The 24924-nt window shown below is 67.0% G+C and carries 20 protein-coding genes; 9 read left to right on the forward strand and 11 right to left on the reverse strand.

Features of this window, described 5'->3' with window-relative positions:
• Positions 1-112: 112 nt before the first annotated feature.
• From BMW66_RS10375 to BMW66_RS10395, 5 genes are all read right to left on the reverse strand, one after another.
• On the reverse strand, positions 113-3493 hold the full coding sequence (locus BMW66_RS10375) for an efflux RND transporter permease subunit (RefSeq protein ID WP_093118173.1): 3381 nt from the start codon (positions 3491-3493) through the stop codon (positions 113-115).
• 4 nt (positions 3494-3497) lie between these two features.
• The gene (locus BMW66_RS10380) at positions 3498-4961 is read right to left on the reverse strand and encodes an efflux RND transporter periplasmic adaptor subunit (RefSeq protein ID WP_093118175.1); all 1464 of its coding nucleotides are present in this window, start codon (positions 4959-4961) and stop codon (positions 3498-3500) included.
• Between the two features lie 241 nt (positions 4962-5202).
• Positions 5203-5751, reverse strand: a complete 549-nt coding sequence (gene moaB, locus BMW66_RS10385; RefSeq protein ID WP_093118177.1) for a molybdenum cofactor biosynthesis protein B — start codon at positions 5749-5751, stop codon at positions 5203-5205.
• 6 nt (positions 5752-5757) lie between these two features.
• Positions 5758-6363, reverse strand: a complete 606-nt coding sequence (locus BMW66_RS10390) for a metallophosphoesterase family protein (RefSeq protein WP_093118179.1) — start codon at positions 6361-6363, stop codon at positions 5758-5760.
• On the reverse strand, positions 6360-7181 hold the full coding sequence (locus BMW66_RS10395) for a uracil-DNA glycosylase (RefSeq protein ID WP_093118181.1): 822 nt from the start codon (positions 7179-7181) through the stop codon (positions 6360-6362). The genes BMW66_RS10390 and BMW66_RS10395 overlap by 4 nt, the downstream gene beginning before the upstream one ends.
• 178 nt (positions 7182-7359) lie before the next feature.
• Between BMW66_RS10395 and BMW66_RS10400 the strand changes: the two genes are divergently transcribed.
• From BMW66_RS10400 to plsY, 5 genes are all read left to right on the forward strand, one after another.
• Positions 7360-8313, forward strand: coding sequence for an aspartate carbamoyltransferase catalytic subunit (locus BMW66_RS10400; protein WP_093118183.1), 954 nt, complete (start codon positions 7360-7362; stop codon positions 8311-8313).
• A gap of 103 nt (positions 8314-8416) precedes the next feature.
• On the forward strand, positions 8417-8992 hold the full coding sequence (locus BMW66_RS10405) for a hypothetical protein (protein ID WP_093118185.1): 576 nt from the start codon (positions 8417-8419) through the stop codon (positions 8990-8992).
• Positions 8989-9426: a hypothetical protein gene (locus BMW66_RS10410; protein WP_093118187.1), complete on the forward strand. Its 438-nt coding sequence runs from the start codon at positions 8989-8991 to the stop codon at positions 9424-9426. Before BMW66_RS10405 ends, BMW66_RS10410 begins: the two co-directional genes overlap by 4 nt.
• A gap of 52 nt (positions 9427-9478) precedes the next feature.
• Positions 9479-10759, forward strand: coding sequence for a dihydroorotase (gene pyrC, locus BMW66_RS10415; RefSeq protein WP_093118189.1), 1281 nt, complete (start codon positions 9479-9481; stop codon positions 10757-10759).
• Positions 10759-11367: a glycerol-3-phosphate 1-O-acyltransferase PlsY gene (gene plsY, locus BMW66_RS10420; RefSeq protein WP_093118191.1), complete on the forward strand. Its 609-nt coding sequence runs from the start codon at positions 10759-10761 to the stop codon at positions 11365-11367. The genes pyrC and plsY overlap by 1 nt, the downstream gene beginning before the upstream one ends.
• A gap of 192 nt (positions 11368-11559) precedes the next feature.
• On the opposite strand, the gene BMW66_RS10425 is transcribed toward plsY, so the two are convergent.
• The 3 genes from BMW66_RS10425 to BMW66_RS10435 all read right to left on the reverse strand — a co-directional run bounded on the left by BMW66_RS10425 (position 11560) and on the right by BMW66_RS10435 (position 14279).
• Positions 11560-12930: a glutamate--cysteine ligase gene (locus BMW66_RS10425; protein WP_093118193.1), complete on the reverse strand. Its 1371-nt coding sequence runs from the start codon at positions 12928-12930 to the stop codon at positions 11560-11562.
• Positions 12931-13032: 102 nt separating this feature from the next.
• Positions 13033-13557, reverse strand: coding sequence for a hypothetical protein (locus tag BMW66_RS10430; protein ID WP_093118195.1), 525 nt, complete (start codon positions 13555-13557; stop codon positions 13033-13035).
• Entirely contained in the window at positions 13554-14279 is a 726-nt protein-coding gene (locus BMW66_RS10435) for a 16S rRNA (uracil(1498)-N(3))-methyltransferase (RefSeq protein WP_093118197.1), read from the reverse strand. The genes BMW66_RS10430 and BMW66_RS10435 overlap by 4 nt, the downstream gene beginning before the upstream one ends.
• Before the next feature lie 11 nt (positions 14280-14290).
• Here BMW66_RS10435 and ubiA point away from each other — a divergent pair, with 11 nt between their 5' ends.
• Genes ubiA through BMW66_RS10450 form a run of 3 tightly spaced genes read left to right on the forward strand, consistent with a single transcriptional unit; the run spans position 14291 to position 17684 of the window.
• Positions 14291-15256, forward strand: a complete 966-nt coding sequence (gene ubiA, locus BMW66_RS10440) for a 4-hydroxybenzoate octaprenyltransferase (protein WP_093118199.1) — start codon at positions 14291-14293, stop codon at positions 15254-15256.
• 60 nt (positions 15257-15316) lie between these two features.
• Positions 15317-17371, forward strand: coding sequence for an OmpA family protein (locus BMW66_RS10445; RefSeq protein ID WP_093118201.1), 2055 nt, complete (start codon positions 15317-15319; stop codon positions 17369-17371).
• Positions 17358-17684 carry a hypothetical protein gene (locus tag BMW66_RS10450; protein ID WP_093118204.1) on the forward strand — a complete coding sequence of 109 codons (327 nt, stop codon included), beginning with the start codon at positions 17358-17360 and terminating at the stop codon, positions 17682-17684. Before BMW66_RS10445 ends, BMW66_RS10450 begins: the two co-directional genes overlap by 14 nt.
• A 30-nt stretch (positions 17685-17714) precedes the next feature.
• On the opposite strand, the gene BMW66_RS10455 is transcribed toward BMW66_RS10450, so the two are convergent.
• From BMW66_RS10455 to BMW66_RS10465, 3 genes are all read right to left on the reverse strand, one after another.
• Positions 17715-20435 (reverse strand): hypothetical protein, encoded by a 2721-nt coding sequence (locus BMW66_RS10455; protein WP_093118206.1) that lies wholly within the window; start codon positions 20433-20435, stop codon positions 17715-17717.
• Between the two features lies 1 nt (position 20436).
• Positions 20437-22215 carry a hypothetical protein gene (locus tag BMW66_RS10460; protein ID WP_093118208.1) on the reverse strand — a complete coding sequence of 593 codons (1779 nt, stop codon included), beginning with the start codon at positions 22213-22215 and terminating at the stop codon, positions 20437-20439.
• Positions 22216-22328: 113 nt separating this feature from the next.
• Positions 22329-24005: a sulfatase-like hydrolase/transferase gene (locus BMW66_RS10465; protein WP_093118210.1), complete on the reverse strand. Its 1677-nt coding sequence runs from the start codon at positions 24003-24005 to the stop codon at positions 22329-22331.
• Between the two features lie 204 nt (positions 24006-24209).
• On the opposite strand from BMW66_RS10465, the gene BMW66_RS10470 reads away from it, so the two are divergent.
• A complete protein-coding gene (locus BMW66_RS10470) occupies positions 24210-24887 on the forward strand; it encodes a 4-hydroxythreonine-4-phosphate dehydrogenase (RefSeq protein ID WP_093118212.1) in 678 nt (225 codons plus the stop codon).
• Positions 24888-24924 lie beyond the last annotated feature (37 nt).

Consider the following 24924-nt stretch of genomic DNA (forward strand, 5'->3'; position numbering starts at 1 on the left):
AGAGGAAAACACGCCTGCCGCCGGGGAACGGTGCCTTCCCGCCCTTACAAACGCGGGCCGGGAGAAGGTGTTTTCGGCCCGCATTTTACACTTGCAGCGTTGTCTTCGGAAGTCACCGCGCGCCGCCGATGCCGCGCCGCCGCCGGGAAAGCACCAGTCTGGCCGCCGACATCCCGTAGACGACCAGCACAAGCCCCGCCGTCCCGGCCAGAAACAGCGCCAGCGCCCCCACTGGCCCCGCAGCCGTTCCCGGCAGCACCCCATCCACCGCCGGATGCAGGCTGCCTGCCGCCACCTGCCAGCCCATCGTCACCACCAGCCAGCCCGCGATGATCGCCCCCGCGCCCAGCACCGTGCCGCGCAGCGCCGGCGCGCGCAGCCCGCGCCGCAGCCCGGCCACCTGCCGGCCCAGATCGCGCTGCACCGCGATCAGCACCGGCACCACGATCAGCACCAGCACCATGCCAAAGCCCAACCCGTAGACCAGCGTGATCACCGTCGGCTTGAGGAACTGCGCCTGCTGCGAGCGTTCGAACAGAAGCGGCGCAAGCCCGAGCACCGTCGTCATCGTCGTCAGCATCACCGGCCGAAGCCGGTCCGCCGCCCCGTCGATGATCGCCCGAATCAACCCCCGGTCGCGCGCGTATTCGTCGATCGTGGTCACGAGCACGATGGAATCGTTGATGATGATCCCGGTCATGCCCAGAAGCCCCACCACCGTGAACATGCTGAGCGGCACGCCATGCAGATAGTGTCCGAAGATCGCCCCCACCAGCCCGAACGGAATGATCGCCATCACGACCAGTGGCCGCGTCCAGCTCGAGAACACCCAGGCCAGCACCAGAAATATCCCCGTCAGCACGAGAATCAGCCCGGTGCGCGCGTCCTTGAGAAAGGCGTTCTCCTGCTCCGCCAACCCGGCGAGCCTCCAGTCCACCTGAAGCCGCGCGGCGATACCGGGCAGGATGTCCTGCGCCAGCGCACTCTGGATTTCGGCCGCCCGCGCCGCGTCGTCGCCAGAGATGTCGCCCGTGACCGACACCACGCGGATGCCGTTCTCGCGGCGCACGGTGGAAAACCCGCTGCGATGCTCGACGCTGACGATCTCGGCAAGCGGCACATAAACCCCCTGCCCACTGCGCATCATGGAGCGTTCCAGGAAATCCGCCGTCAGCTCGCCTTCGGGAAGTTCGACCCGGATACGCGCGCTGCGCGGCCCGACTGGATAGGTCGCCGCCTCCAGCCCGCCGAGCCGGTGCCGCAGCACCCGGCCCAGCCCGTCGATGGTGAAGCCAAGCGCCCGACCCTGCGGGGTCAGCTCGAGGATGAGTTCCTCCTTGTCATAGGCGAGCGTATCCTCCATCGCCGACACCTCTGGATACTCTGCCAATGAGGACTTCAGCGCCTCGGAGGCCGCCTTGAGCGTTTCGCTGTCCGCGCCCGAGAACTGCACATCAAGCGCATCTCCCCCCGGCCCCGACCGCCAGCCCCGGAAACTGACCTCCTCGACAAGCGGATGCGGCTCGACCCGCTCCTGCAACTCGCCGACAAAGGCAAAGCTGGAATAGGGCCGCAGGTCCGCGTCGATCAACTCGATCGCGATCCCGCCGAGCTGATCGGGATCCTTGGTGTCCGCTCCGGACAGCCCGCGCCCGGTATTGCCGCCGATCTCCGCGATGACATACTCAAGCGGATTGCGCCCGTACCGCTCTTCATAGTCCGCACCAAGCGCCTCCGTCGCGCGCTGCAACTCGCGCATCATCTCCATGGAATCGGCGCGCGTGGCTCCCGGTGCCATCATGAAATTGCCGCTGACCGAGGCTTGCTCCGGCGCGTTCCAGAACCGCCATTGCACCTCCCCGTTCAGCAAAAGCGCCACCTGGCTCGACAGGATCACGATCACCCCCGCCAGCACCGGATACCGCGCCGCGATCACGAAGGCGCTGAACCGGCGGAACGGAACGTCGCGCAACCAGCGGAACCCACGGTTCACCGTGCGCGAGGGCCAGTCGTACCAATGTTCCTTCGCGCTGTGCGTCAGGGCATGGGCCATATGGTTGGGCAGGATCAGGAAACACTCGACCAGCGATGCCAGCAGCACCACGATCACCGTGAACGGAATGTCAGAGATCATATCCCCGAACCGCCCGCCAATCGCCATCAATCCGAAAAAGGCGATCACCGTCGTCAGGGTGGAGGAAAACACAGGAAGCGCCATGCGCCGCGCGGCGGTCTCGGCGGCCACCACCGGCGCTTCGCCAAGCCGCCGCGCGCGCATGTCGGCATGCTCGCCCACCACGATGGCATCATCCACCACGATCCCCAGCGTGATGATCAGCCCGAACAACGACACCATGTTGAGCGTCAGCCCCGCCGCATACATCATCGCGATCGCCGCGCACATCGCCACAGGAATGCCCGCCGCCACGAAGAAGGCGACCCGCGCGTTGAGAAACAGGAACAACAGCGCCAGAACAAGGCCCAGCCCCATCAGCCCGTTATCGACAAGGATATCCAGACGCCCGGTGATCGCCTCCGCCCGCGTGCGGATAAGCTCCACCGAGACGCCCTCGGGCAAGGTCGCCTCAAGCTCCTCCGCCACGTCCTCGACGCGGCGCTGAATCGCGATGGAATCGCCCTTGTCACTGCGATCCACGCGCACCGTGATCGCCGGATGTTCACCCACGAAATAGCTGCGCGCGCGGGTGATCCCCTCGACACGGACCCGCGCGATCTCCGCGATGGTCAGCGTGCTGCCATCGGGGTTGGAACGCAGGGCGATGCCCCCGATCTGATCGGCGCTGCGCTTCTCCACCCCGGTGCGCACCCGCGTGTTGGCGCCGGTCACATCCCCGGCCGGGTCGGTATCGACCTGCGCCGCGATGGCGCCGGCGATCTCGGCCATGCTGATGTCATGCGCGATCAGGCTGGACGAGGGCACCTCCACCACTGTCTGCGGCGCGGCAACGCCCTGAATGGTGGTGCGCGTCACTCCTGCCGCGAACAGCCGCGCAACGAATTCATCGGCAAACCCGCCAAGCTGCTCTGTCCCCACCGGCCCGGTGATCACCACATCGGTCACCCGGTCGCGCCACGCCCCACGCCGCACGACCGGCTCTTCCGCCTCTTCGGGCAGCGTCGTCACCGTATCGATGGCCGATTGCACGTCCGCGGCGGCCCGCGCCATGTCCCAGCCCGGCTCGAAGTCTATCACGACAGAGGCACGCCCCTCGGTGGACCGGCTGTCAGAGCTTTCGACCCCCTCGACGGCAAGAAGCACCGGCTCCAGCACCTGCACGATGGCCGTGTCCACATCCTCGGCCCCCGCGCCCTCCCACAGGACCGAAACGCTCACGTTGTCGATGATCACATCGGGAAAGAACTGCGCCCGCATCCGCGGCCCCGCCGCCAGCCCGGCCACGATCAGAACCACCAGAAGAAGGTTCGCCGCCGTGGCGTGGCGGGTGAAATAGCTCAGGAGACCGCGCCCCACCGGCTCAGCCCCCCATCCGGGCTTCGATCCGGCTCACCGTCCGGGCCGGCACGCGTGGTTGCGACAGTTCGGACAAAAGCCGCTCCTTCACCGCGTCGGGCAACCGGGCGTTGCCCTCCACATAGGCCATGAGCCGCGCCCGTCTATCCTCGCTGAGGTCGAGCATATCCGGCACCTCCGGCACCTGCGCGGCTTCGCCCTCGCGCCGCAGCGGTCGCACAAGGATACCGGGGCCGAGAAGCGGCGTGCGCTGCGTGACCACCTCGCGTCCGGCCAGCCCGTCACCGCGCACCAGCACGTCGTCGCCCTGCCGCCGCAGAACCGTCACCGCCAGCGCCTCAAGCCTGTCGTCGCCGCCCAGCACAAGCACCCGGTCCGCCGCATCGACCGCCGTGGCCGGAAGACGCACAACCCGCTCCAGCGGCGCCTCGCGCACCCGCACGGTCACGAAATCGCCGGGCTTGAAACCGCGCGCGCCCTCCAGTTGCGCGAAAAGCTGCCGGCCAATCTGCCCCTCTCCCACCGCCGCGCTGTCGCGGCTGAGCGTGCCGGTCGCCGTCAGACCCACACTCATGGCCTCAAGAGTCACGGTCACCTCTGCGGAACGCAGCCCGCCCGCATCATCCAGCAACCGCGCATACTGCGGCGTGGACACGCGGAACGCCACCTCGAGCGCCTCCGGATCGATCAGGACCGCCAGCTTCTCATTGGCCGACACCCGCCGCCCGGCAACGATGGACACCTCCGATAGCGTCCCGTCGAAATCGGCCTCGATGCGCGTATCGGCCAGCCGCCGCTCGGCCTCGTCCAGCACGATCCCGGCGCGCATGATCCGGGTTTTGCTCTGGTCCAGCCGTGTTTCGGCCTGCGCCACCGCCTGCCGCCGCGCAAGCACCGCCTGCCGCGCTGCCGATGCGGCAAGTTCTGCGGTCTCCACCGCTGCCGCCGTGCCCACCCCGCGCGCTTCCAGCTCCCGCTGGCGCGTCAGGGCCCGCTCGCGCAACTCCGCCTGCTCACGCGCCGCGGCCAGCTCGTCGCGCGCCAGCGCCAGCGCGCGCTCCGCATCGCGCGCCTCAGCCTCGGCGTCGGCCACATCGGCGCGCGCCTGCGCGACCGCCGATTTCGCATCCGCCGGATCGATCTCCACCAGACGCTCACCCGCACGCACCTGCCCGCCGTCCTCGAACCGCGGCGAAAGATGAACCACCGTCCCGCCCACGGCGGTGCGCACCTCAAGATTGCGACGGCTTCGCACCTCGCCAAAGGCCACAAGCTCCGGCACCTCGGTGCGCGGCACTGCCTCGGTCACATTGACCGCAAAGACCCGCTCGCGCACTTGCGGCACCCGCGCCTCCTGCGACATCCGATCCTCGATCGCGCCCCGGATCATCTGCGCCGCGAACAGCAGCAGGCCAACCGTCACCGACAGCAGGAAAAGCCCCGTCAGGCCATGTCTGAGAAAGCGCATCTTCCGGTCCCCTGATCCACGCGACAGCCGCACGACTTGCCCTGTGCCCCGCACCGCGAAAGCCAAAGCAAGTCATCATTATACGGCCAATGGCCCGCATTCCGTCGCCGCGCTCACCGGAAAGTGAAACGCCCCGCGATGACGCGCAGCCCTGCCACCCGCCGCGCCCGAGGAGAAGGCCGCAGGCCGCCGACGAGAGAGCCGGCGCGCGCCCCGCGCGCTCCTTCCGGTCACGCAAGGCTCACCCCTTGGTGCGCCGCAGATGCTCGTTGAGCCGCGGCATGATCTCCACGAAATTGCAGGGCGCGTGGCGGTAATCGAACTGATACTTCAAGATCCCGTCCCATGCGTCCTTGCAGGCGCCGGGGCTGCCCGGCAGCGCGAACAGATAAGTGCCCATCGCCACCCCGCCCGTGGCCCGGCTCTGCACCGCACTGGTGCCGATTTTCTCATAGGAAATCATCGTGAACACCGTGCCGAAGGCGTCGATCTCCTTTTCATAGACATCGCGGTGCGCCTCCACCGTCACATCGCGCCCGGTCAACCCGGTTCCCCCGGTGGAGATGACCACATCGACCTCCGGATCGGCGCACCAGTCGCGCAGTTGCGCGGCAATCTCCGACCGCTCGTCGCGCAGGATCTTTCGGTCGGCGATCGCATGCCCCGCCGCCTCGATCCGCTCCGCCAGCACGTCGCCCGACCTGTCCTGATCCAAGTCGCGCGTGTCCGACACCGTCAGCACCGCGATTCGCACCGGGATGAAGGTCTTGCTTTCGTCAATCCGTCCCATGCGCCCTCACTCCTGCCCGGCCAACTCGAACCAGTTGGGCCGGGGGCCGAGGTTGACCACGCGCGCGTTCCCGATCGTCCCCTCCTGCCCCCAGGCGTCGTGAATATGCCCGCAGACCGCAAGACGCGGCTGGATCCGGGCGATGGCGTCGCGGATCGCGGTGGAACCGACCGACTGCCCCGATGACGTGCTGTCCGCGACCCCCTTGGGCGGCGAATGCAGCACCAGAATATCGGCCTGCGCGCAGGGCTCCAGTAGCGCCTCGGCCTCCACTTCGGTCAGATCCCATGACCAGTCCCCGAAGGGCGTGACCGGCACCCCGCCTCCCACGCCGTAAAGTGTCAGCCCCGCGATTTCGACCCCCTGGCCATGCAGCACGGTGATGCCCTCACGCACCGCCTCGCGCAACTCTCCGGCGCTTTCGTTGTTGCCCGGCACCACCACCATTGGCGCCGTGATCCCCGCCAGCATCTCCAGCGCCTCAGTCAACCCCTCGCGGCCGGTGCAGAAATCCCCCGCGCCGATCACAAGGTCGGCCTCGCCGCTCGCCTCCACCAGTTCGGCCGCTGCGCGGTGGGACAGGTGCAGGTCGGAAAACGCCAGTATTTTCATGAGCTTTCCCTCAGTTTCGCTTGCAATGCCAGCAGATCGGCCCAGACCTCGCGCTTGGCATGCGGGTTCCGCAAAAGATAGGCGGGGTGAAACATCGGCAGCGCCGGACGGCCCAATGCCTCGGCCCACTGCCCGCGCAGCCGCGTGATCCCGCGCCGACCCAGCACCCCGTGACAGGCGGTGTTGCCCATCAGGACAAGCACCTCCGGCGCCGCCAGTTCCACATGCCGCCGCAGGAAGGGCATCAGCATGCCGATCTCCTCGGCGGTCGGCTCGCGGTTCTGCGGCGGGCGCCACGGCAGGATATTGGTGATATAGACGGCGCGCTCCGCCTCCGGCAGGGCGCGGCCCAGCCCGACCGCCTCCAGCATCCGGTCGAGAAGCTGCCCGGCCCGGCCCACGAAGGGCTTGCCCGCGCGATCCTCCTCGCGGCCCGGCGCCTCGCCGATGATCATCACCCGCCCCGCCGGGTTGCCATCGGCAAAGACCGTTTGCCGCGCCCCGCGTTTCAGATCGCACAGATCGAATCGATCCAGCGCGGCCTTGAGATCCTCAAGCGTTCCGGCCGCATCCGCCGCCTCGCGCGCCGTCTCTGCGGGGTCCGGGCCGGCGGCAATCGACGGGGACGGGGTCTGTGTGCCGCCCTGCGCCTGCCCGGCCTGCGCCGGGCCTGCTGCGCCCCCGGCGGCGGGCCGGGCCGCCTCGCGCGGCAATTCATAGCAGTTGACCGGCCCGTCCCCGATGGCCTCTGTCGCGCCAAGCTCCACCTGCCATTCCAGCAGCGCCCGCGCGGTGTGAAAGTCGATCTGCGATTCCATGGCCGCAGGCTACCGCGCCGCGCGCCCCTGCGAAAGACACCATGACGCCGCGCCCGCCGATTGCGCGGTGCGGGGCCCGCGCACCCGACCGGCACAAGCCCGCCCGCCGCGCATCCCCGCCTTGCCCCGCGCCGCGCGCCTTCCTATAACCCCGGCAACCGGCGCAAGGAGCAGGGCCATGACGTTCCGCCACAAGCATCTTCTGGGTATTGAGCATCTCGCGCCAGGCGACATTACCGAGATCCTCGATCTGGCGGAACAATACGTCGATCTCAACCGTCGCCCGCACAAGCATTCCGACACGCTGGCGGGGCTGACGCAGATCAACATGTTCTTCGAGAATTCCACCCGCACACAGGCCAGTTTCGAACTGGCGGGCAAGCGGCTCGGCGCGGACGTGATGAACATGGCGATGCAGGCCAGTTCCATCAAGAAGGGCGAAACGCTCATCGACACGGCGATGACCCTCAACGCCATGCACCCCGATCTTCTGGTGGTGCGCCACCCCCATTCCGGCGCGGTGGATCTTCTGGCGCAGAAGGTGAACTGCGCGGTGCTGAACGCCGGCGACGGGCGGCACGAACACCCCACGCAGGCGCTTCTCGACGCGCTGACGATCCGGCGCTCCAAGGGGCGGCTGCACCGGCTCAGTATCGCGATCTGCGGCGACGTGGCCCATAGCCGCGTGGCGCGCTCCAACCTCATGCTTCTGGGCAAGATGGAAAACCGCGTCCGCCTGATCGGCCCGCCGACCCTCGTGCCCGCGCAGTTCGCGGAGTTCGGGGTAGAGGTCTTCGACGACATGCGCGAAGGGCTGGAGGGCGTGGACGTGGTGATGATGCTGCGCCTTCAGCGAGAGCGGATGGACGGCGGCTTCATCCCCAGCGAGCGAGAATATTACCACCGCTACGGCCTCGACGCCGAGAAACTCGCGCTGGCCAAGCCCGACGCCATCGTGATGCACCCCGGCCCGATGAACCGCGGGGTGGAGATCGACGGAGAGATCGCCGACGACATCAACCGCTCGGTGATCCAGGAACAGGTGGAAATGGGCGTCGCCGTGCGCATGGCCGCGATGGAGCTTCTGGCCCGCAACCTGCGCGCCGCGCAGCCAGAATCGGTGGAGGTCTGAGCATGTCCGAAGATCCCAGGGATCCCCGCGCCAGCGGCATGGTCGCCCTCGCGGCGCTGCTCGTGCTCTTCGCGCTGGTGGCCGTCATGGTCTGGGTGGCCGGATGACCGAGGGCCAAGACATCCTGACCGTGCCCGAGGCCGACCACGGCCGCCTGCGCGTCTTCGCCCTCGACCTGCCGGAGGCGGAGTATGCCCGGCTGAAAGACCCCGAACCCGATCAGCCCCCCACCGCCGCCGCCGTGGCGGAGATGCTCAGCCTCGACTGGCTCGATCCCGACCATATAGAGCTTTTCGACACCGCCGATCTCGAAGGTCTGGGCCTGCCGGCCTATCTCACCGAAGGCGCGGGCGTGTCCGAAGAGGGGATCGCCCCCGATCGCGCCCGTCTCGACGCACACACAGGCCCGGTGCTGATCCTGCACTCCGGCGCGTTCGGCGGCAAACCCGCCACGCTGCGCCCGGCCCGCGCGCTCACCCCGCTGGGCTATTATGATGTCGGCGGCCCGCCCGTGCATTACGCCCCGCTGCCCGCGAAAGGCGCGCGCGACACGCCGACCGCGCCGCAACCCGACGCCCCGCCCCCGGTCAACCCCCACCGGATGCTTCTCTGGGCGCTTCTCGCGTTGCCGCTCGCTGCGCTCGTCCTTGGTCTTTTGCTCCTGTGGGGGCTGTCATGACCGACCCGACACCGCTTCCCGATCTGACCGAGGGGGAGGAACACCTCGCCACCTTCGCCCCCGATCCCGGCGCCTACCTGCGCGGCAACGCCTGGATGGCCGCCGCCGCGATGGCCGGCGGCATGGCGGTCCTCTGGGCGCTCGGCAATCCGCACGCCTGGACGGGGGCTGTGGGCGGGCTGGCCGCCGTGGGTCTGCGCGCCGCCTACATGCGCTCCGAAGAGATGGCGGCCCACTGGCACCTCACCTCCGCCCGGCTCCTCGGGCCGCAGGGCCGCAGCGTCCGGCTGGGCGAGATCAAGGCGCTCAACATTCTGGGCCCGGTGGTGCAGATCGTCACCCTTTCCGGCGACAAGCACCTGATCAAGTATCAGCCCGACACCGCCGCCACCATCGCCGCGATCCGCCGCGCGCAATCGGGGGGCCGCCCATGAGACGCGCGCGCCTCCGTCCCCCGGCCCGCCCCAACCCCGACAGGTGCCCCGCATGACCACGCTTTTCACCAATGCCCGGCTGATCGATCCCGAAACCGGCCACGACGCCCCGGGCTGCCTTCTGGTCGATGACGCGGGACGCATCGCCGCGCGCGAAGGCACCATTCCCGCGCCCGAGGGCGCCACGCTGGTGGACTGCGGCGGCCACTGCCTCGCGCCGGGAATCGTCGATCTCGGCGTGAAGGTCTGCGAGCCGGGAGAGCGGCACAAGGAAAGCTACCGCTCCGCCGGTCTCGCGGCGGCGGCGGGCGGGATCACCACGATGATCACCCGCCCCGACACCACCCCCGCCATCGACAGCCCCGAAACGCTCGAGTTCGTGACCCGCCGCGCCAATGAGGCCGCGCCCGTGCATGTGCTGCCGATGGCCGCGCTCACCAAGGGGCGCGAGGGCCGCGAGATGACCGAGATCGGCTTTCTCATGGATGCCGGCGCGGTGGCCTTCACCGACTGCGACCGCGTCGTGACCGACACCCGCGTGTTGTCGCGCGCGCTCACCTATGCCGCCGCCCTCGGCGCGCTGGTGCTCTCGCATCCGCAGGAGCCGGGACTGTCGCGCGGGGCCGCCGCCACCTCGGGCAAATTCGCCACCCTGCGCGGCCTGCCCGCCGTCTCTCCGATGGCCGAGCGCATGGGCCTTGATCGCGACATCGCGCTGATCGAGATGACGAGCGCAGCCTATCACGCCGACCAGATCACCACCGCCCGCGCCCTTCCGGCGCTGGAGCGGGCGAAAGCCAACGGCTTCGACGTGACGGCCGGCACCTCGATTCACCATCTCACGCTCAACGAGATGGACGTGTCCGACTACCGCACCTTCTTCAAGGTCAAGCCCCCCCTGCGCGCCGAGGATGACCGCACCGCCGTGGTCGAGGCGGTGCGAACCGGGCTGATCGACGTGATCTCCTCGATGCACACGCCGCAGGACGAGGAATCCAAGCGCCTGCCCTTCGAAGAGGCCGCCGCCGGGGCGGTGGCGCTGGAAACCCTGCTGCCCGCGGCGCTGCGTCTCTATCATGCCGGGCATCTGACGCTGGTGGAGCTGTTCCGCGCCATGTCACTCAACCCGGCGCGGCGGCTGGGGCTGGAGGCCGGGCGCCTCGCCCCCGGCGCGCCCGCCGATCTGGTGCTATTCGATCCGGACGCGCCCTTCATCCTCGACCGCTGGACATTGCTGTCCAAATCGAAGAACACCCCGTTTGACGGCCAGAGGATGCAGGGTAAGGTTATCGCCACCTATGTCTCCGGCGCCCCCGTCTACCAGAGGTCCTGATGCCGCCTTTCGATCAATCCATACCCACGCTCATTCTCTGGGCGGTTCTGGGCTATCTCTTCGGGTCAATCCCGTTTGGACTGGTGATCACCCGGATGCTGGGGCTGGGCGATCTGCGCGAAATCGGCTCGGGTAATATCGGCGCGACCAACGTTCTGCGCACCGGCAACAAGCCCGCCGCGCTGGCCACGCTGCTGCTGGATGCGGGCAAGGGCGCCATCGCGGTGCTGACCGCGCGCGCGGTGATTGGCGAGGACGCAGCCCAGATCGCGGGGCTCATGGCCCTGACCGGGCATTGCTTTCCGGTCTGGCTCGAGTTTCGCGGCGGCAAGGGGGTGGCGACCTTTCTCGGGCTGATCCTTGCGCTGTCATGGCCGGTGGGGCTGGCGTGTTGCCTGACATGGGCGGTGGTGGCGGCGCTGGGGCGTATCTCCTCGCTCGCCGCGCTGGCGGCGGCGGCCAGCGTCACGCTCTGGGTGCTGCTGCTGACCGATGGCGCGATGCTGGTGCTCGGGCTTGTGCTCACGGCGCTGGTCTTCAGCCGCCACCGCGAGAATATCGCCCGGCTGCGCGAAGGCACCGAGCCCCGGATCGGCTCAAGAGGATAGGTCGCAGGGCGGCCCCCAGAGTATTAACCCGATCTTGACACCTTCCCACCGAACGCCCCGTTAATCACGGATGCGCGGATGAACGGCACCGACGCAATACCGACGCAATACCGACGTTTTACCGACATGCGTTTTTGAGCGAAATCAGGGCGTTAACCCCGATTCGGCCAAATCCGCCGTGGCAGGAGGATGTCAGTAGGAATAATCCGCGTAAATCCGGCTCAGATCGCCGTTCCAGTCGCCGCGATAGCGCTCCATCAACTCGTCGGCGGGCGTCTTGCCGCTTTCCACGCTGTCCTTTAGCGCGTTGAGGAAATGCGTCTCGTCGGGCAGCATGCCGCCCGACCCGGACCGCCCCCGCGCGGTCAGCCCCGCCTCCGAAATGGCCAGAACCTCGCGCGCCAGATCGTGCATGCGGATGCCGTTCACCTCGGCCTGCAAGCCATCCTCGGCGGCCGCCACCCGAAGCCCCTCGCGGGTTGCCGAATCCCATCCCTTCACCAGATCCCAGGCCGCGTCCAGTGACGCCTGATCATAGAGCAGTCCGACCCAGAGCGCCGGCAACGCGCAGAGCCGCCGCCACGGCCCGCCATCGGCACCGCGCATCTCCATGAACTTCTTGATCCGCACCTCGGGAAAGATCGTGGTCAGGTGATCGGCCCAGTCGCTCAGCGTCGGCATCTCGCCGGGCAGCGCGGGCAGCTCCCCGCGCATGAAATCTCGGAACGACTGGCCAAGCGCATCGATATACTGCCCGTCGCGGTAGACAAAATACATTGGCACATCAAGGGCATAGTCCGCCCAGCGTTCGAACCCGAAACCGTCCTCGAAAACGAAGGGAAGCATGCCCGTCCGGTCCGCGTCCAGATCACGCCAGATGCGCGAGCGCCAGGATTTGTGGCCGTTGGGCTTGCCCTCGAAGAAGGGCGAATTGGCGAAAAGCGCGGTCGCCACCGGCTGCAACGCCAGCCCCACGCGCATCTTCTGCACCATGTCCGCCTCGGACGCGAAATCAAGATTCACCTGCACCGTGCAGGTGCGGTACATCATGGATTTGCCCATGGTGCCCACCCGGTCCATGTAGTCGGTCATGAGCTTGTAACGCCCCTTGGGCATCATCGGCATGTCCTCATGCCGCCAGATCGGCGCGGCGCCCAGCCCGATGAATCCCACGCCGACCGCGTCCGCGACGTCCTTGACCTCTGCCAGATGGGCGTTCACCTCGTCGCAGGTTTCGTGGATCGTCTCCAGCGGCGCGCCGGACAGTTCAAGCTGCCCGCCCGGCTCCAGGCTGACGTTGGCATCGTCCTTTTCCAGCCCGATCAGCTTGCCGGCTTCCAGCACCGGGGCCCAGCCATGCCGGTCGCGCAGCCCTTCCAGAACCGCCAGAACGGACCGCTCGCCCTCATAGGGGATGGGCCGCAGCGTATCCTTGCAATAGCCGAACTTCTCATGCTCGGTCCCGATCCGCCAATCGGCCTTGGGCTTGCACCCGCTGGCCAGATATTCGGCCAATTGCTCATGCCGTTCGATCGGCCCGCCGCCGGTTTGGGGAATGGACATGAGAGGGCTCCGCTTACCGTTGTTTCGTGACTGACACACCTGCGTCGATTTGCCGGGGGTGTCAATGCAAAGGCAACGGTCCCCTGACGCGAACGTGATGGGCTACTGCAACCGCAGGTTCGGTGGCCGCGAGGGCTTGCGCTCCCAGACCACAACGGGGATGGACCCGCGCGTATCGAGCGCATCGACCATCTGTCCGGTACGCAAACCGGGCAGCGTGCTGAACACATCGAAAAGCGCTTCTGCCCCGTCGGCGGTCACCGGAATGTGGATCGGCGGCTCGTCCCGGCGCTCCAGCACCCAATGCGCGGGCTTTCCGGATGGGTCGAGCACCAGCCGCTCGATCCCCTCCACCGAGACGATCCCGCCCGAGATCGGCCCGAAATAGCTCACCTGCCCCTCCACCACGCGCACAAGGCCGGGGCCGTCCTGACCGCGCCGGAACCGCGCCCGCTGCACGCCGGTGTGGATCAGAAGCGCGCCGCCGATCGCCACCGCGATTCCCACCCACCGCAGGATACCGCCGCCCGACGCCCACCACAGGCCAAGCGCCAGAACGCCAAGTCCGATCAGCACCTCGCGCCAGCGCAGGATCGTCGCGCGCGCCTCCGGACGCAGGAAACTCATGTCCAGTCTCCCATCGCCTGCTGCCAGAGCGTCATCGCCGCCACCGCCGCCGTGTCGGCCCGAAGGATGCGCGGGCCAAGGCTGACCACATGGGCGAACGGCAGCGCCCGGAGCCGCGCGCGCTCACCCTCGGAAAACCCGCCCTCCGGCCCGATCAGGATCGCCCATTTGCCGCCCCGCGCCGCGCCCGGAGCCTGGACCGAACCCGCCTCCGCCTCGTCGCAGAACATCAGTTGCCGGTCCCCGGGCCAGTCCGCCAGCATCCGGTCGAGCTTTCGCAGATCGTCGACCGCTGGCACGTAGGTGCCGCCGCATTGCTCTGCCGCCTCGACGGCATGGGCCTGAAGCCGGTCCCGCCGCACCCGCTCGGCGTTGGTGAAATCGGTCTGCACAGGACAGATCCGCGCCGCCCCCATTTCGGCGGCCTTCTCGACGATGAAATCGGTCCGCGCCTTCTTGATCGGCGCGAACAGCAGCCACAGATCGGGCGGCATCCGCAGAGGGGCTGTCTGCTCTGCACAGGTCAGCTCACCGCCACGCTTTCCCGTCTGCGTGACGTCGGCGCGCCATTCGCCATCGCGCCCGTTGAACAGCAGCACCGGCGCCCCGACGCCCAGCCGCATCACCCCGAAAAGGTAATGCGCCTGATCGCGGTTCAGAGGAACCGTTTGCCCTTGCCCCAGCGGGTGCTCTACATACAGCCTGATTTTCGCGTTTTTCATGGGGACTACATATGGCCGGGACGCCCTCAACGCCAGAGCCTGATGGACAGGTTGCCGATGCCGTGCGCGACAACTGGGTGGACAGACGCGCGCCCGCCGCCCTGCGTCCCTTCCTCAGGCTGAGCCGCGCCGACCGCCCCATCGGGACATGGCTTCTGCTGCTGCCCTGCTGGTGGGGGCTGTTGCTGTCGATGCTGCATGACGGGCGCGCGGGCTGGCACGATCTGTGGATCTTCGCGGGCTGCGGCATCGGCGCGGCGCTTATGCGCGGAGCGGGCTGCACTTGGAACGACATCACTGACCGCGACATCGACGGCTCCGTGGCGCGCACCCGGTCGCGACCGATCCCCTCGGGGCAGGTCACGGTGCGCGGGGCGGCGCTGTGGATGGCCGCTCAGGCGGGGATCGCCTTTGCCATCCTGCTGACCTTTCACCCCGCGGCGATCGTTCTCGGTCTGCTCTCGCTCGGCCCGGTGGCGATCTATCCCTTTGCCAAGCGGTTCACATGGTGGCCGCAGATCTTTCTCGGGCTGGCCTTCAACTGGGGCGCCCTTCTGGCGTGGACGGCGCATTCCGGGCGCCTCGAATGGCCGGCACTGGTGCTCTACGTGGCGGGCATCTGCTGGACCCTGTTCTACGACACGATCTACGCCCATCAGGACGCGGAGGATGACGCGCTCATCGGGGTGAAATCCACCGCGCGTCTCTTTGGCGGCGAAAGCCCGCGCTGGCTGCGCCGGTTTCTGGTCGGAACGGTTGCGCTCATGGGGCTGGCGGTGATCGGCGCGGCACTCGGGCGCAGCCCCCTTTCGCTGGTGGTCGCACTGGCGGGGCCGATGGCGATGGGCTGGCACATGGTCTGGCAGCTCACCCGCTTCGACATGGACGACCACCCGATTCTGCTGCGGCTGTTCCGCTCCAACCGCGATGCCGGCCTGATCGCTCTGCTGTTTTTCGCCACCGCCTTGCTGGTGTGATTGAAACCCCTGCGCCCGCGTCGTATCAGTGCCAAGCTCTGACAACATGAAGATGTGAACATGCGCCTGTCCTCCCTCGCGATAGTGATCGCAACCTTTGCGCTGGCTGCCATATTCAGCCTCGTGGCCGCCAGCATCTCGGCCACGGTGATCGAGGACAGCTCTCGGGCAGAGGTCAAGCAGGCGCTCGACCGCGAGGGACTGGACTGGGCAGAGGTCCACGCCGAAGGATTGCAGGTCTTCATCGCGGGCACCGCCCCGTCAGAGGCCACGCGGTTCAAGGCGATTTCAACCGCCGGCGGCGTTGTCGACGCCGCCCGCGTGATCGACGACATCCAGGTCGAGGCGCCCAAGGCCCTCGCCGCGCCGGATTATTCCATTGAGATCCTGCGCAACGACGCCGGGGTGTCGCTCATCGGGTTGATGCCCGAAAGCTCCGACCGCAACGCCATACTGCGCCGTATGCACCGGCTGTCCGGCGACGGTCGCGTGTCCGATTTCCTCGAAACCGCGCAATACGATGTGCCCGAAGGCTGGGACATGGCCCTGAGCTACGCGATGGAGGCGATGGAAGAACTGCCTCGCGCCAAGATCTCGATCCGGCCGGGCCGCGTGGTCATCACTGCCATGAGCGACAGCCAGGAAGACCGCCGCAGGCTGGAGCGCAGCCTCAATGCAAGCGCGCCCTCCGGCCTTCGTCTCGCGCTCTCGATCTCGGCCCCGCGTCCGGTGATCACGCCCTTTGCGTTGCGTTTCGTGATCGAAAGCGAGGGGCAGGCGCGGTTCGATGCCTGCTCTGCCGACACCGAAGAGGCGCGCAGCCGCATCCTCGACGCCGCGCGCAAGGCCGGGCTCTCGAACGGGGCGGACTGCACCATAGGGCTCGGCGTGCCTTCGCCCCATTGGGCCGAGGCCGCTGAACAGGCGCTCCTCGCGCTGGCAGAGATCGGCGAAGGCTCGGTGACGTTCTCGGATGCCGACATCTCTCTCGTCGCCGCCGAAAGCACCCCGCAGGAACGCTTCGACCGGGTGACCGGGAAGCTCGACTCTGCCCTGCCCGATCTATTCGCCCTGCATGCCGTCCTGCCGGAACCCGAGGTGGAAACCACCGGCACCTCCGAGTTCATCGCCACGCTCAGCCCCGAGGGCATGGTGCAGCTTCGTGGACGCCTGCGCGGCGACATCAGCCGCCGGACCACCGAAAGCTATGCCCACGCCCGATTTGGCGCCGCCAATGTTCACTTGGCCACCCGTCAGGACGAAACGCTTCCGAGGGGCTGGGAAGTGCGGGTTCTGGCCGGGCTCGACGCGCTCTCACGGCTGCATAACGGGGCGCTGCGCATGACACCGGACAGTCTCGCGCTCACCGGGCGCACCGGCGATTCCGAGGCCAAATCGGACATCTCCCGGCTATTGTCCGAACAACTCGGAGAAGGCGCGCGCTACAGGCTCGACGTGACCTATGAAGAGGCGCTCGACCCGATCGCCAAGCTTCCGACACCCGAGGAGTGCGAAGCCCGGATCGACGCCGTGTTGGCCGAACGGCAGATCACCTTCGAGCCGGGCTCGGGCACTATCGACCGTGCGGCGGGCAAGACTCTCGATCAGATCGCCGATATCCTGCGCGAATGCGGCGAGATCCGGCTTGAAATTCAGGGCCATACCGACAGCCAGGGCCGCGAGGAAATGAACATGGCGCTCAGCCAGTCGCGCGCCCAGTCGGTGTTGAGCGCGCTTCGGGACAGGCGCATTCTCACCGGCAGTTTCACAGCCAAAGGCTACGGCGAAACCATGCCCATTGCCGACAATGACACCGAAGAGGGCCGCGAGGACAACCGGCGCATCGCCTTCGTTCTGATCAAACCCGAAAGCGCCGAGGAGGCGGAAACGCAGGACGGTGGCGAGACCGGGGAGGGCGGCCCTTCCGACGGAGACGAAACAGACCCATCGCAATCTGATACCGATGACGTCAGTTCCGAACAAACTGACAGCGACGCGAACAGTTCAGAGGTTGCACAAGACGCCGAAACGGTTGAAGAAGGCGGCGGATCGGAACCGGACAGCGGCTCCGATGGCGACAGCGATCAGGGGACGACCGCGGATGACCAGAACTGAGTTTATCATCGCCACCGCGATCATTCTCTTCGTGGCGTTCTGCATGGGCTGGTTCGCCAACTGGCTGATTCACCGCTTCACCCGCGTCGCGCAATCGGACGTGGATCAGCTTGAACGCATGAGCCAGGAACTGCACGAGGCCGAGGAGACCCGCGATCAGGCCATCACCTATCTGCAACAGCGCGAGGCGGAACTGACCAACCAGCTCAGCCAGACCGAGGCAGAGCTATCCGCCGCGATGGAGGGGCTGCGCGACGCCCGGAGCGAGGCCGAGGAACTGCGCGCACAGCTGGATCGCCAGAACGCCGGTTGAGCGGACCGAACGGGCGCGCCCGGCGCAGCGTCACTTCATGAAGAACCATTCGGGAAAGCCATACCGCTCAACCCATTCATACCAGGCCACATCGGTCGGCCCCAGCACATAGTCGATCACGCCCCAGTTCCCGAACTCCTTGCGAAAAAGCACCATCACCACGTCGCTCATGAACCCGCCCGCCATTTCGCGCGCAAATCGGGTGCGGTCCCAGTTGACGGGCGTGCCGTCGCGATTGACTGGCCTCGCCTGCAAGTAAGCCCAGTGGCCATCGGTATTGAGAACATCGACAACGAAGAGGATCGGCACCCCGATTTCGCCCTGGATCGGCACGCGGGCGGCATCCATCAGCTCCCCCCGCGTCGCGGTGCCCCGCTCTGGTGTAAAGATATTGCCAAGCGTAACGGCGTCCGGCCCGCCCCGCGGCATGGCGGGATCGGCGCTCTGGCCGTCATCCGGGCCGGCCACGACAACCACCACACGCGCAAGCCCGCCCGACGTGTCGCCCAGAATATACTCCGCCCTGATCCTGAATCCTGTCACGTTCGCCAGAACGTCCTCAAGGCGGCTCGCGCCCCGCGTCAGCGTCCACCGGCCCGGATCGTCAAGCCGAACCCGCTGAGTCGCCCAGAAGGGGGCAACCTCCCGGTCGAATCCCGTGCTCGCCCAGCCCCGGTCGCTTTCGATGACAATATCGACCCCCTTGCGGCCCAAAGCGCCATAGTAGTCTCCGCTGGCGCCGCGAATCTGCACCTCGATGGTATCGAGATCGCGCCAGTCACCGTGAAATTCCGGCGGCGCGACATAATACCCGTCATGGCCGTCACCGGGTGACACACTCTCAAGATAGCCGCGCCCCTCCGGTCCGCCGGTCATCTTCGGTTCCACCGTGCTGAGCAGCCCCGACCAGCCATTCGCCCGACCATTCGAGAACTCGGTGACACGCTCGCCTTGCGGCGGTGCCACCGGCGCGGGCTCATCCCCTGCGTCAGGCGGCTGCGGAACCGAAACAGGAGCGGGCGGCTGCGGCACCGAAACACTCAACTCCGGCGGCGGGCCGAAACTCCGTGCCATGTAGGAGACGACAGCCCGAAATTCGGCCTCCCGCGCGACCGGATAGGTGATTTCAAGTCGTCGCGTCAGCCCGTCCGCATTCCGAATCACCTTGAAAAACCGTCTTGTCTGTCCTTCGGTCCCGGTGATCTCGAAAACCCCGGGGCCGGAGGTTTCCTCCTGCACCTCATCCATCTCCGCGCGGATGTCCGCCAGCATCCCCGAAAGACCCCGATCAAGCGCATCGTATTGGGTGAAGACGATGAAATGCGCCTGACCGTCCACCGCTTCGAACCGCCGTCCGTCACCGCTTCCCGGGGCCGCCTGCGCGACGAAATAGGTGCCGGGATAGGAGACCTCTGTGCCATAGCGCGCGTTGCGATAGGTGGTATAGCCGCCGCCGATCTCTTCGAACCTGTCGGGTTCGCCACCCGCGGTATCGGCGGCATCGGCCGCTTCATCGCGCTCTCCGCCGAGGGCGGCTGCCGCAAAGGCACACTCCGGCGCCCCTTCCATGCCCTCGATCGCCAGACCGCCGAACAGCGCGTCATGTGCCGCCGGCCCGAAGAACCCCGCATCGCCCGCCACCAGAACCGCCAGCGGCTCATCGGGGCGCGGGCAATGTGTCCAGACGCTCAGCGTGCCCTCGGTTGTCTCATAGGATCGCACCGGATACCCAGCCAGCGTGTCCTCCTCATGCCTCGTTCCATCCGGCAACCGGGCGAGCCGTTGCCGAAGCTCAACGCCCCGCAGGAAGCGCACCGACCCGCTGCTGTCGGGCGCGGTGAGCGCCGCCTCGTCGGGGTATTCGATCACCATCCACCCGGACGGGGGCGTGAACGTCAAACGCCCGCTCAGCACCGAAATCTGACCTGTGCCTGCGCTCTCCTGTTCGGGCACCTCTTCGGGCAGGGGGCTTTGCGGCGCGAAGCGAAAGCTGGACAGAAAGGCATCGCGCACCGCCGGATCGAACGGCTCCGCCGCGCCGACTGTCCCCACCGAAAGCAGGAACGGCGCGCGATCCTCCGTGAACATGGACCGCGACACATACATGCGGACATCCATTGCCACACCGCCCAGTTTCATCTCCAGATCGGCCCACTCGAACACTTCCCCACCGGGCAGGGCGATCTCGCCCCGGTCGCCCACGACACCGCCATCATCCTCGGCGCTGGCGATCACCTCGTCGATGCTGTCGCCATCGCTATCGCTGATGCTGATCATCAGGATGTGGCCGGTCGGCGGCGAGGTATCGCCGGAAAAGACGACCAGTTCCAGATCGTCCTCTTCCATCACGGCCCAGTCGCCGGGCACGGCAAACTCCGTGCCCTCGAAATCGTGCCGGGCCCATGTCGCGGGCGTCTCTACCGGCTCCATGCCCGAACCGGCCCCACCCTCGCGCACCGCCTCGGCGTCCAGTGGCACGGCATCCGGCAGCCCCGCCTCGACCCAAAGCTCTGGTGCGATTCCCGGCTCCGTCTCCGCAACGGGCGCGTCAAAGTCCAGCTCCGCAAGATCGGGCAGGGGTGCATCCGTATCCACAAGCTGCCCAAGCGGCAGGGGGGCCTCTTGCGGCACAAGCTCATAGGCTTCGGTGGCCAGCGTCTCCATCGTCTGACCAAACAGCGCAGGCGGTGCAAGACAGGCGGCCGCAACGATCACGGCGCGAAAGATCAGCGGTTTTCCAAGTCGTTTCATCTCAATTTCCCCCCGGCAAACCGCCGCTCAACCCCTGCAACATGTCGGGCGACATGTCTTCGACCCCCTCGTTGATCGAGCGCCGCAGAATCTGCGTCAACATCGTTCCGACTTCCCCATCGAGCGCGTAATACTGCATCCCCTCGCCCACATCCGCGAACACCCCCCGAAGATCGACCTCGGCATCGCTGTCGCACCGCAGGCTCCGCAACTCCCCGCCCCGAATCCATTCGCGCTGCCGCGCAAGACGGCACTGGCTTTGCGCCACCTCGCCCTCCGGTGTCAGCAGTGAAATCCGGCAGTTCTCGAGGATGCTCAGGCCGTCAATGCGCGGCTCACCCAGATGAAGCTGATCGCCATAGCGCCACACGCCCGGCGAGGCCTGCGTCCATTGCCCTGTGTCGCCGTCATAGCGGCCCACGATCACCAGCCCATCCGGCAGGGTCGCGGTATCGAGAGTCACCGGCGCGCGGTCGCGGTCCTCGCGTCTTTCGTGATCAATGAATGTCCGGTCGAGCGTATATCGCGTAAGCGCACAATAACGCCTCCCCTCGGTCAGAACCGATCGCGCGATAAGCGATGCCTTGGGCTGACCGAAGATGGCGACGGCGCGATCTCCCTGCACCTGTAGCGGCGCCTCCTGCCGGCCATCGGGCCCGTCCAGAATGATCTTCTGCGGCAAGCCGGCCTTGATCCAGGCGAAATTCGTGAACTCCATGCTGAAGGTGCCGTTCGGCTCCAGCGGCCCGCCCCATTCGCCCTCGGCGAGGGGGATGCGAACCTGCCCCGACGGCACGCCCCAAGCGGTCACATCCAGACGCACCGGCTTGTTCATCTCGGGCCGCAGATCGCGGTTCATGCGCTCCAGAATCAGCCGAAGCTGACGCTCTTCCGCGCGCTCGATGATCTCTGGAAGCACATCACGCGCAAGCATCGCCTCCAACCGGAAGGTGAATGTTTCCCTAAGGTCCTTGAGGATCTCGTCATTCAGCCCACTGGTCCCGCCCCCGGTTCGGTCGAAATCGGCGTAAAGGCTGATGCTGGCCATGTCGGCCTTGCCCAGATAGCTGGCGATCTCGTCACTCAGGGCCCCACGAAAATAGTCTCGCCGTTCTTCGCTGTCGTCGCCCGCATAGCTTTCCGCCTTCAGGTAAAGGTTCCAGACAATCCGTTTCCAGTCGTTGATGCTGCGCCGCGCCTCGGGGGCTTCGCGCAGGTATCGCGCGAAGACCGGGCGCCAGCGATCAAGGTAAATGTCGCGCGCGCCGGATTCGACCTCGCGCAGAATGACATCGACGACGAAAAGCGACACACCGCCGATCTGCAACGCGCCCCAGCCGAATTTGCTGACCACGAAGCTCAGCGTGCCCTTGTAGGCATTGACCCCTGCGCTCTTGTGCTCGCCCGCGCGAAGATCGCCCGCAACCTGCACCACCGTGACGACAAGCCCCGCGTAAGCCAGAATGTTATTCGTCGTGCTCAGAGAGGGAATCATCACCGCATGTTCAGCGATCGTCGCCAGCCCCCCCGCAGCCCCGAGGCCATCGCCGAACATCTGAAAACCGGTATTCAGTGCCGATTGCATGATCGCTGACGTGCGCTCTGTCTGCATCGCACCCAGAACCGCCTCGACACTGTTGTCCGACAGTCCCTCCCCATCGGGCGAAAGCCGATACTCGACGACCCGTTCGGTCGGCCCGTCACCTTCGGATATGACGACGAACGGACCCGCCAGCGCGGTCTGAACGCACAGGATCGCCGCGCCCAACGTGATCAGCACTCTTTTCAACACAAGTTTTGCCCCTTCATCCGCCTGCCGCGAACTCTGGGGGCTGGTGCCCGTCCTGTCCTTGATATGGGTCAACGAAGGGGCCCGCAGGCGGGCGCCCCCTGTCAGCTCTCGCGCTTGAGGTCGGTATAGGGCCGCGCGGTGCGCCCGCGATAGGGTTCCGTGATCTCCGGCGGCAGATCGTCCTCGTCGTTGACCCCGATCAACACTCCCTTGAGCGCGGGCCCCTTCGCGCGCCGCGCGATGATCTGCTCTTCCGAGAGAGTGGTGCGCTGCGACACCCGCCGCGCCCATGTGAACAGGTGGTCGTACATGTCCGCGATCACCGCCTCATGCTCCGCGCTCTGGCCCAGATCGGTCAGTTCGCCGGGATCGTTCTGAAGATCGAACAGAATCGGCGGATAGCCCCCTTCGCAATGGATCAGCTTCCATTTGCGGTCCGCCACCATGAACATCACCGCGTCGCCCACGTCGCGGTTCAGCGTCTCGGCCAGCGGCGACATGGAATAATCGTATTCGCAGACCACCACGGCGCGCCCCGTCTCCGTGGCTTGCCCGTGCAGGATCGGTTGAAGCGAATGCCCCTCAAGCACATGCCCCGCCGGCGCCCCGTCCGCCACCTCAAGGAACGTCGGCGCAAGGTCTATGCTCTCGACCAGCGCATCGCTCACCGTGCTGCGCGTGGCATCCGCCGCCGCGTCCGGGTCATAGACGATCAGCGGCACGCGGGTGGAGGCATCGTGGAAGAACGTCTTTTCCCCCATCCAGTGATCGCCAAGAAAATCTCCGTGATCGGAGGTCAGGACGATCATCGTGTCGTCCATCCGCCCGGTCTCCTCCATCCAGTCGAACAGCCGCCCCATCTGGTCATCGGCCTGCTTGATCAGCCCCATGTAGGCCGGGATCACCGCATCGCGCACGTCCTCGCGGCTGAACGCCTTGCCCACGCGCGTGTCCATGAAGGCGCGCAGCACCGGATGCGCCGCCGCGTATTCCGCATCGCTGCGAACCGGGGGCAGGATATGCTCGGGGCCGTACATGCTGGCATAGGGCTCGGGCACGATATAAGGCCAATGCGGCTTGATATAGCTCAGATGGCAGCACCACGGCGCCTCCGCCTGCGCCATGAACTCCATCCCCCGCGTGGTCAGATAGGGGGTCTCGCTGTCCTCATCGGCGATATTGGCCGCATGGGCGGAGTTTTTCAGGAACCAGCCGGACAGGACGTTACCATCCTCGTCCAGACCGGAGTTGGCGAAGTCGTGCCACGGGTTGTCGCTGTCATAGCCCTTCTCGCGCAGATGCGCGTTATAGGTCAGCGCCCCCTTGGGATCATAGAGTCCCTCCGGCCCCTCCGGGCGCATCCCGTCATCGCGCTCGAAGATGTCGAAACCGCACTCGGCCACCCGCGCGCCGATCTCGCTCTCGGGCGCAAGACCAAGGCGCGCCATCCCCTCGGCGTCGGCGGCCATATGCGTCTTGCCCACCAGCCAGCAGCCCATCCCCGCGCGGCGCAGGTGATCGCCCATCGTCATCTCGCCGACCTTGAGCGGGACCATGTTGTTGGACGCCCCGTGCGACTGCACATAACGCCCGGTATAGGTGGACATGCGCGAACTGCCGCAGATCGGCGACTGGATATAGGCCCGGTCGAACCGCATCCCCATCCGCGCCAGCCGGTCGATATTGGGCGTTTGCAGATGCGGATGACCGTAGCAGCTCAGGTAATCCCAGCGCAGCTGATCGAACATGATGAAGAGAATGTTTTTCGCCTTGGCCATGGGTTTCGCCTTTCTCGGGACGTGGTCGTGCCGGGTCTTTCCCGCATATCCTTAACACATTCACAAAAATGGGGCACCTGTTTTCCGCCCGGAAAATCACCACCCACAAGCGCCCGCAAGCCGAAGAGACGCGCTCCCCGCGCCGCCCCTTGCCACGGGCGGGCGGGCTGCGCCACAGTTGACCGAACCGACCGGAGGCGCACGATGCCATTCGATTTCATCTTCATGCTCACCCGCAATGACCGCACCGTAACCGATGCGGCGCTGCACCTCGAAACCGCGCTGGCCGCGGGCGTGACCCATATCGGGGTCAAGGACACCGGCCTGCCGGAGGCCGATCTGGCCGCACTCATCCGCGTGATCCGGCAGGCCGGGGCGACCGCCTATCTCGAAGTGGTCTCGCCAGGGCTGGAGGCAGAGGTGAAATCGGCCCGCGCCGCGCTGCGCGTCGGGGTGGACGTGCTGCTTGGCGGCACCCATGCCGCGCAGGTCGCGGCGCTGCTGCGCGGGCACGGGCTGCGCTACTACCCCTTTGCCGGGCGGGTCAGCGGGCATCCCAGCGTCCTGCACGGCCCGGCGGAGCATATCCGCCATTCCGCCCGCACCCTCTGCGCGGTCGAAGGGGTGGACGGGATCGACCTTCTGGCCTATCGCAACGATGGCGATGCGGCGGCGCTCATGCGGTCGGTGTGCGAGAGTGTGAACAAGCCGGTGATCATGGCCGGCTCCATTGACCGGCCGGACCGGATCGCGGCGGCGCGCGCGGCGGGGGCCGCCGGGTTCACCATCGGCACGGCGGCGCTCGACGGGGCATTCCCGGCACCGGGGCGCGATCTGCCCACACAACTGGCCGCGATTCAGGCCGCCGCGCGGGGCGCGTGATCGCCAAGGGCGTGAAACGGCGCGGCACCGATGCCAG

The sequence above is a fragment of the Salinihabitans flavidus genome (assembly GCF_900110425.1).
Taxonomy (GTDB): domain Bacteria; phylum Pseudomonadota; class Alphaproteobacteria; order Rhodobacterales; family Rhodobacteraceae; genus Salinihabitans; species Salinihabitans flavidus.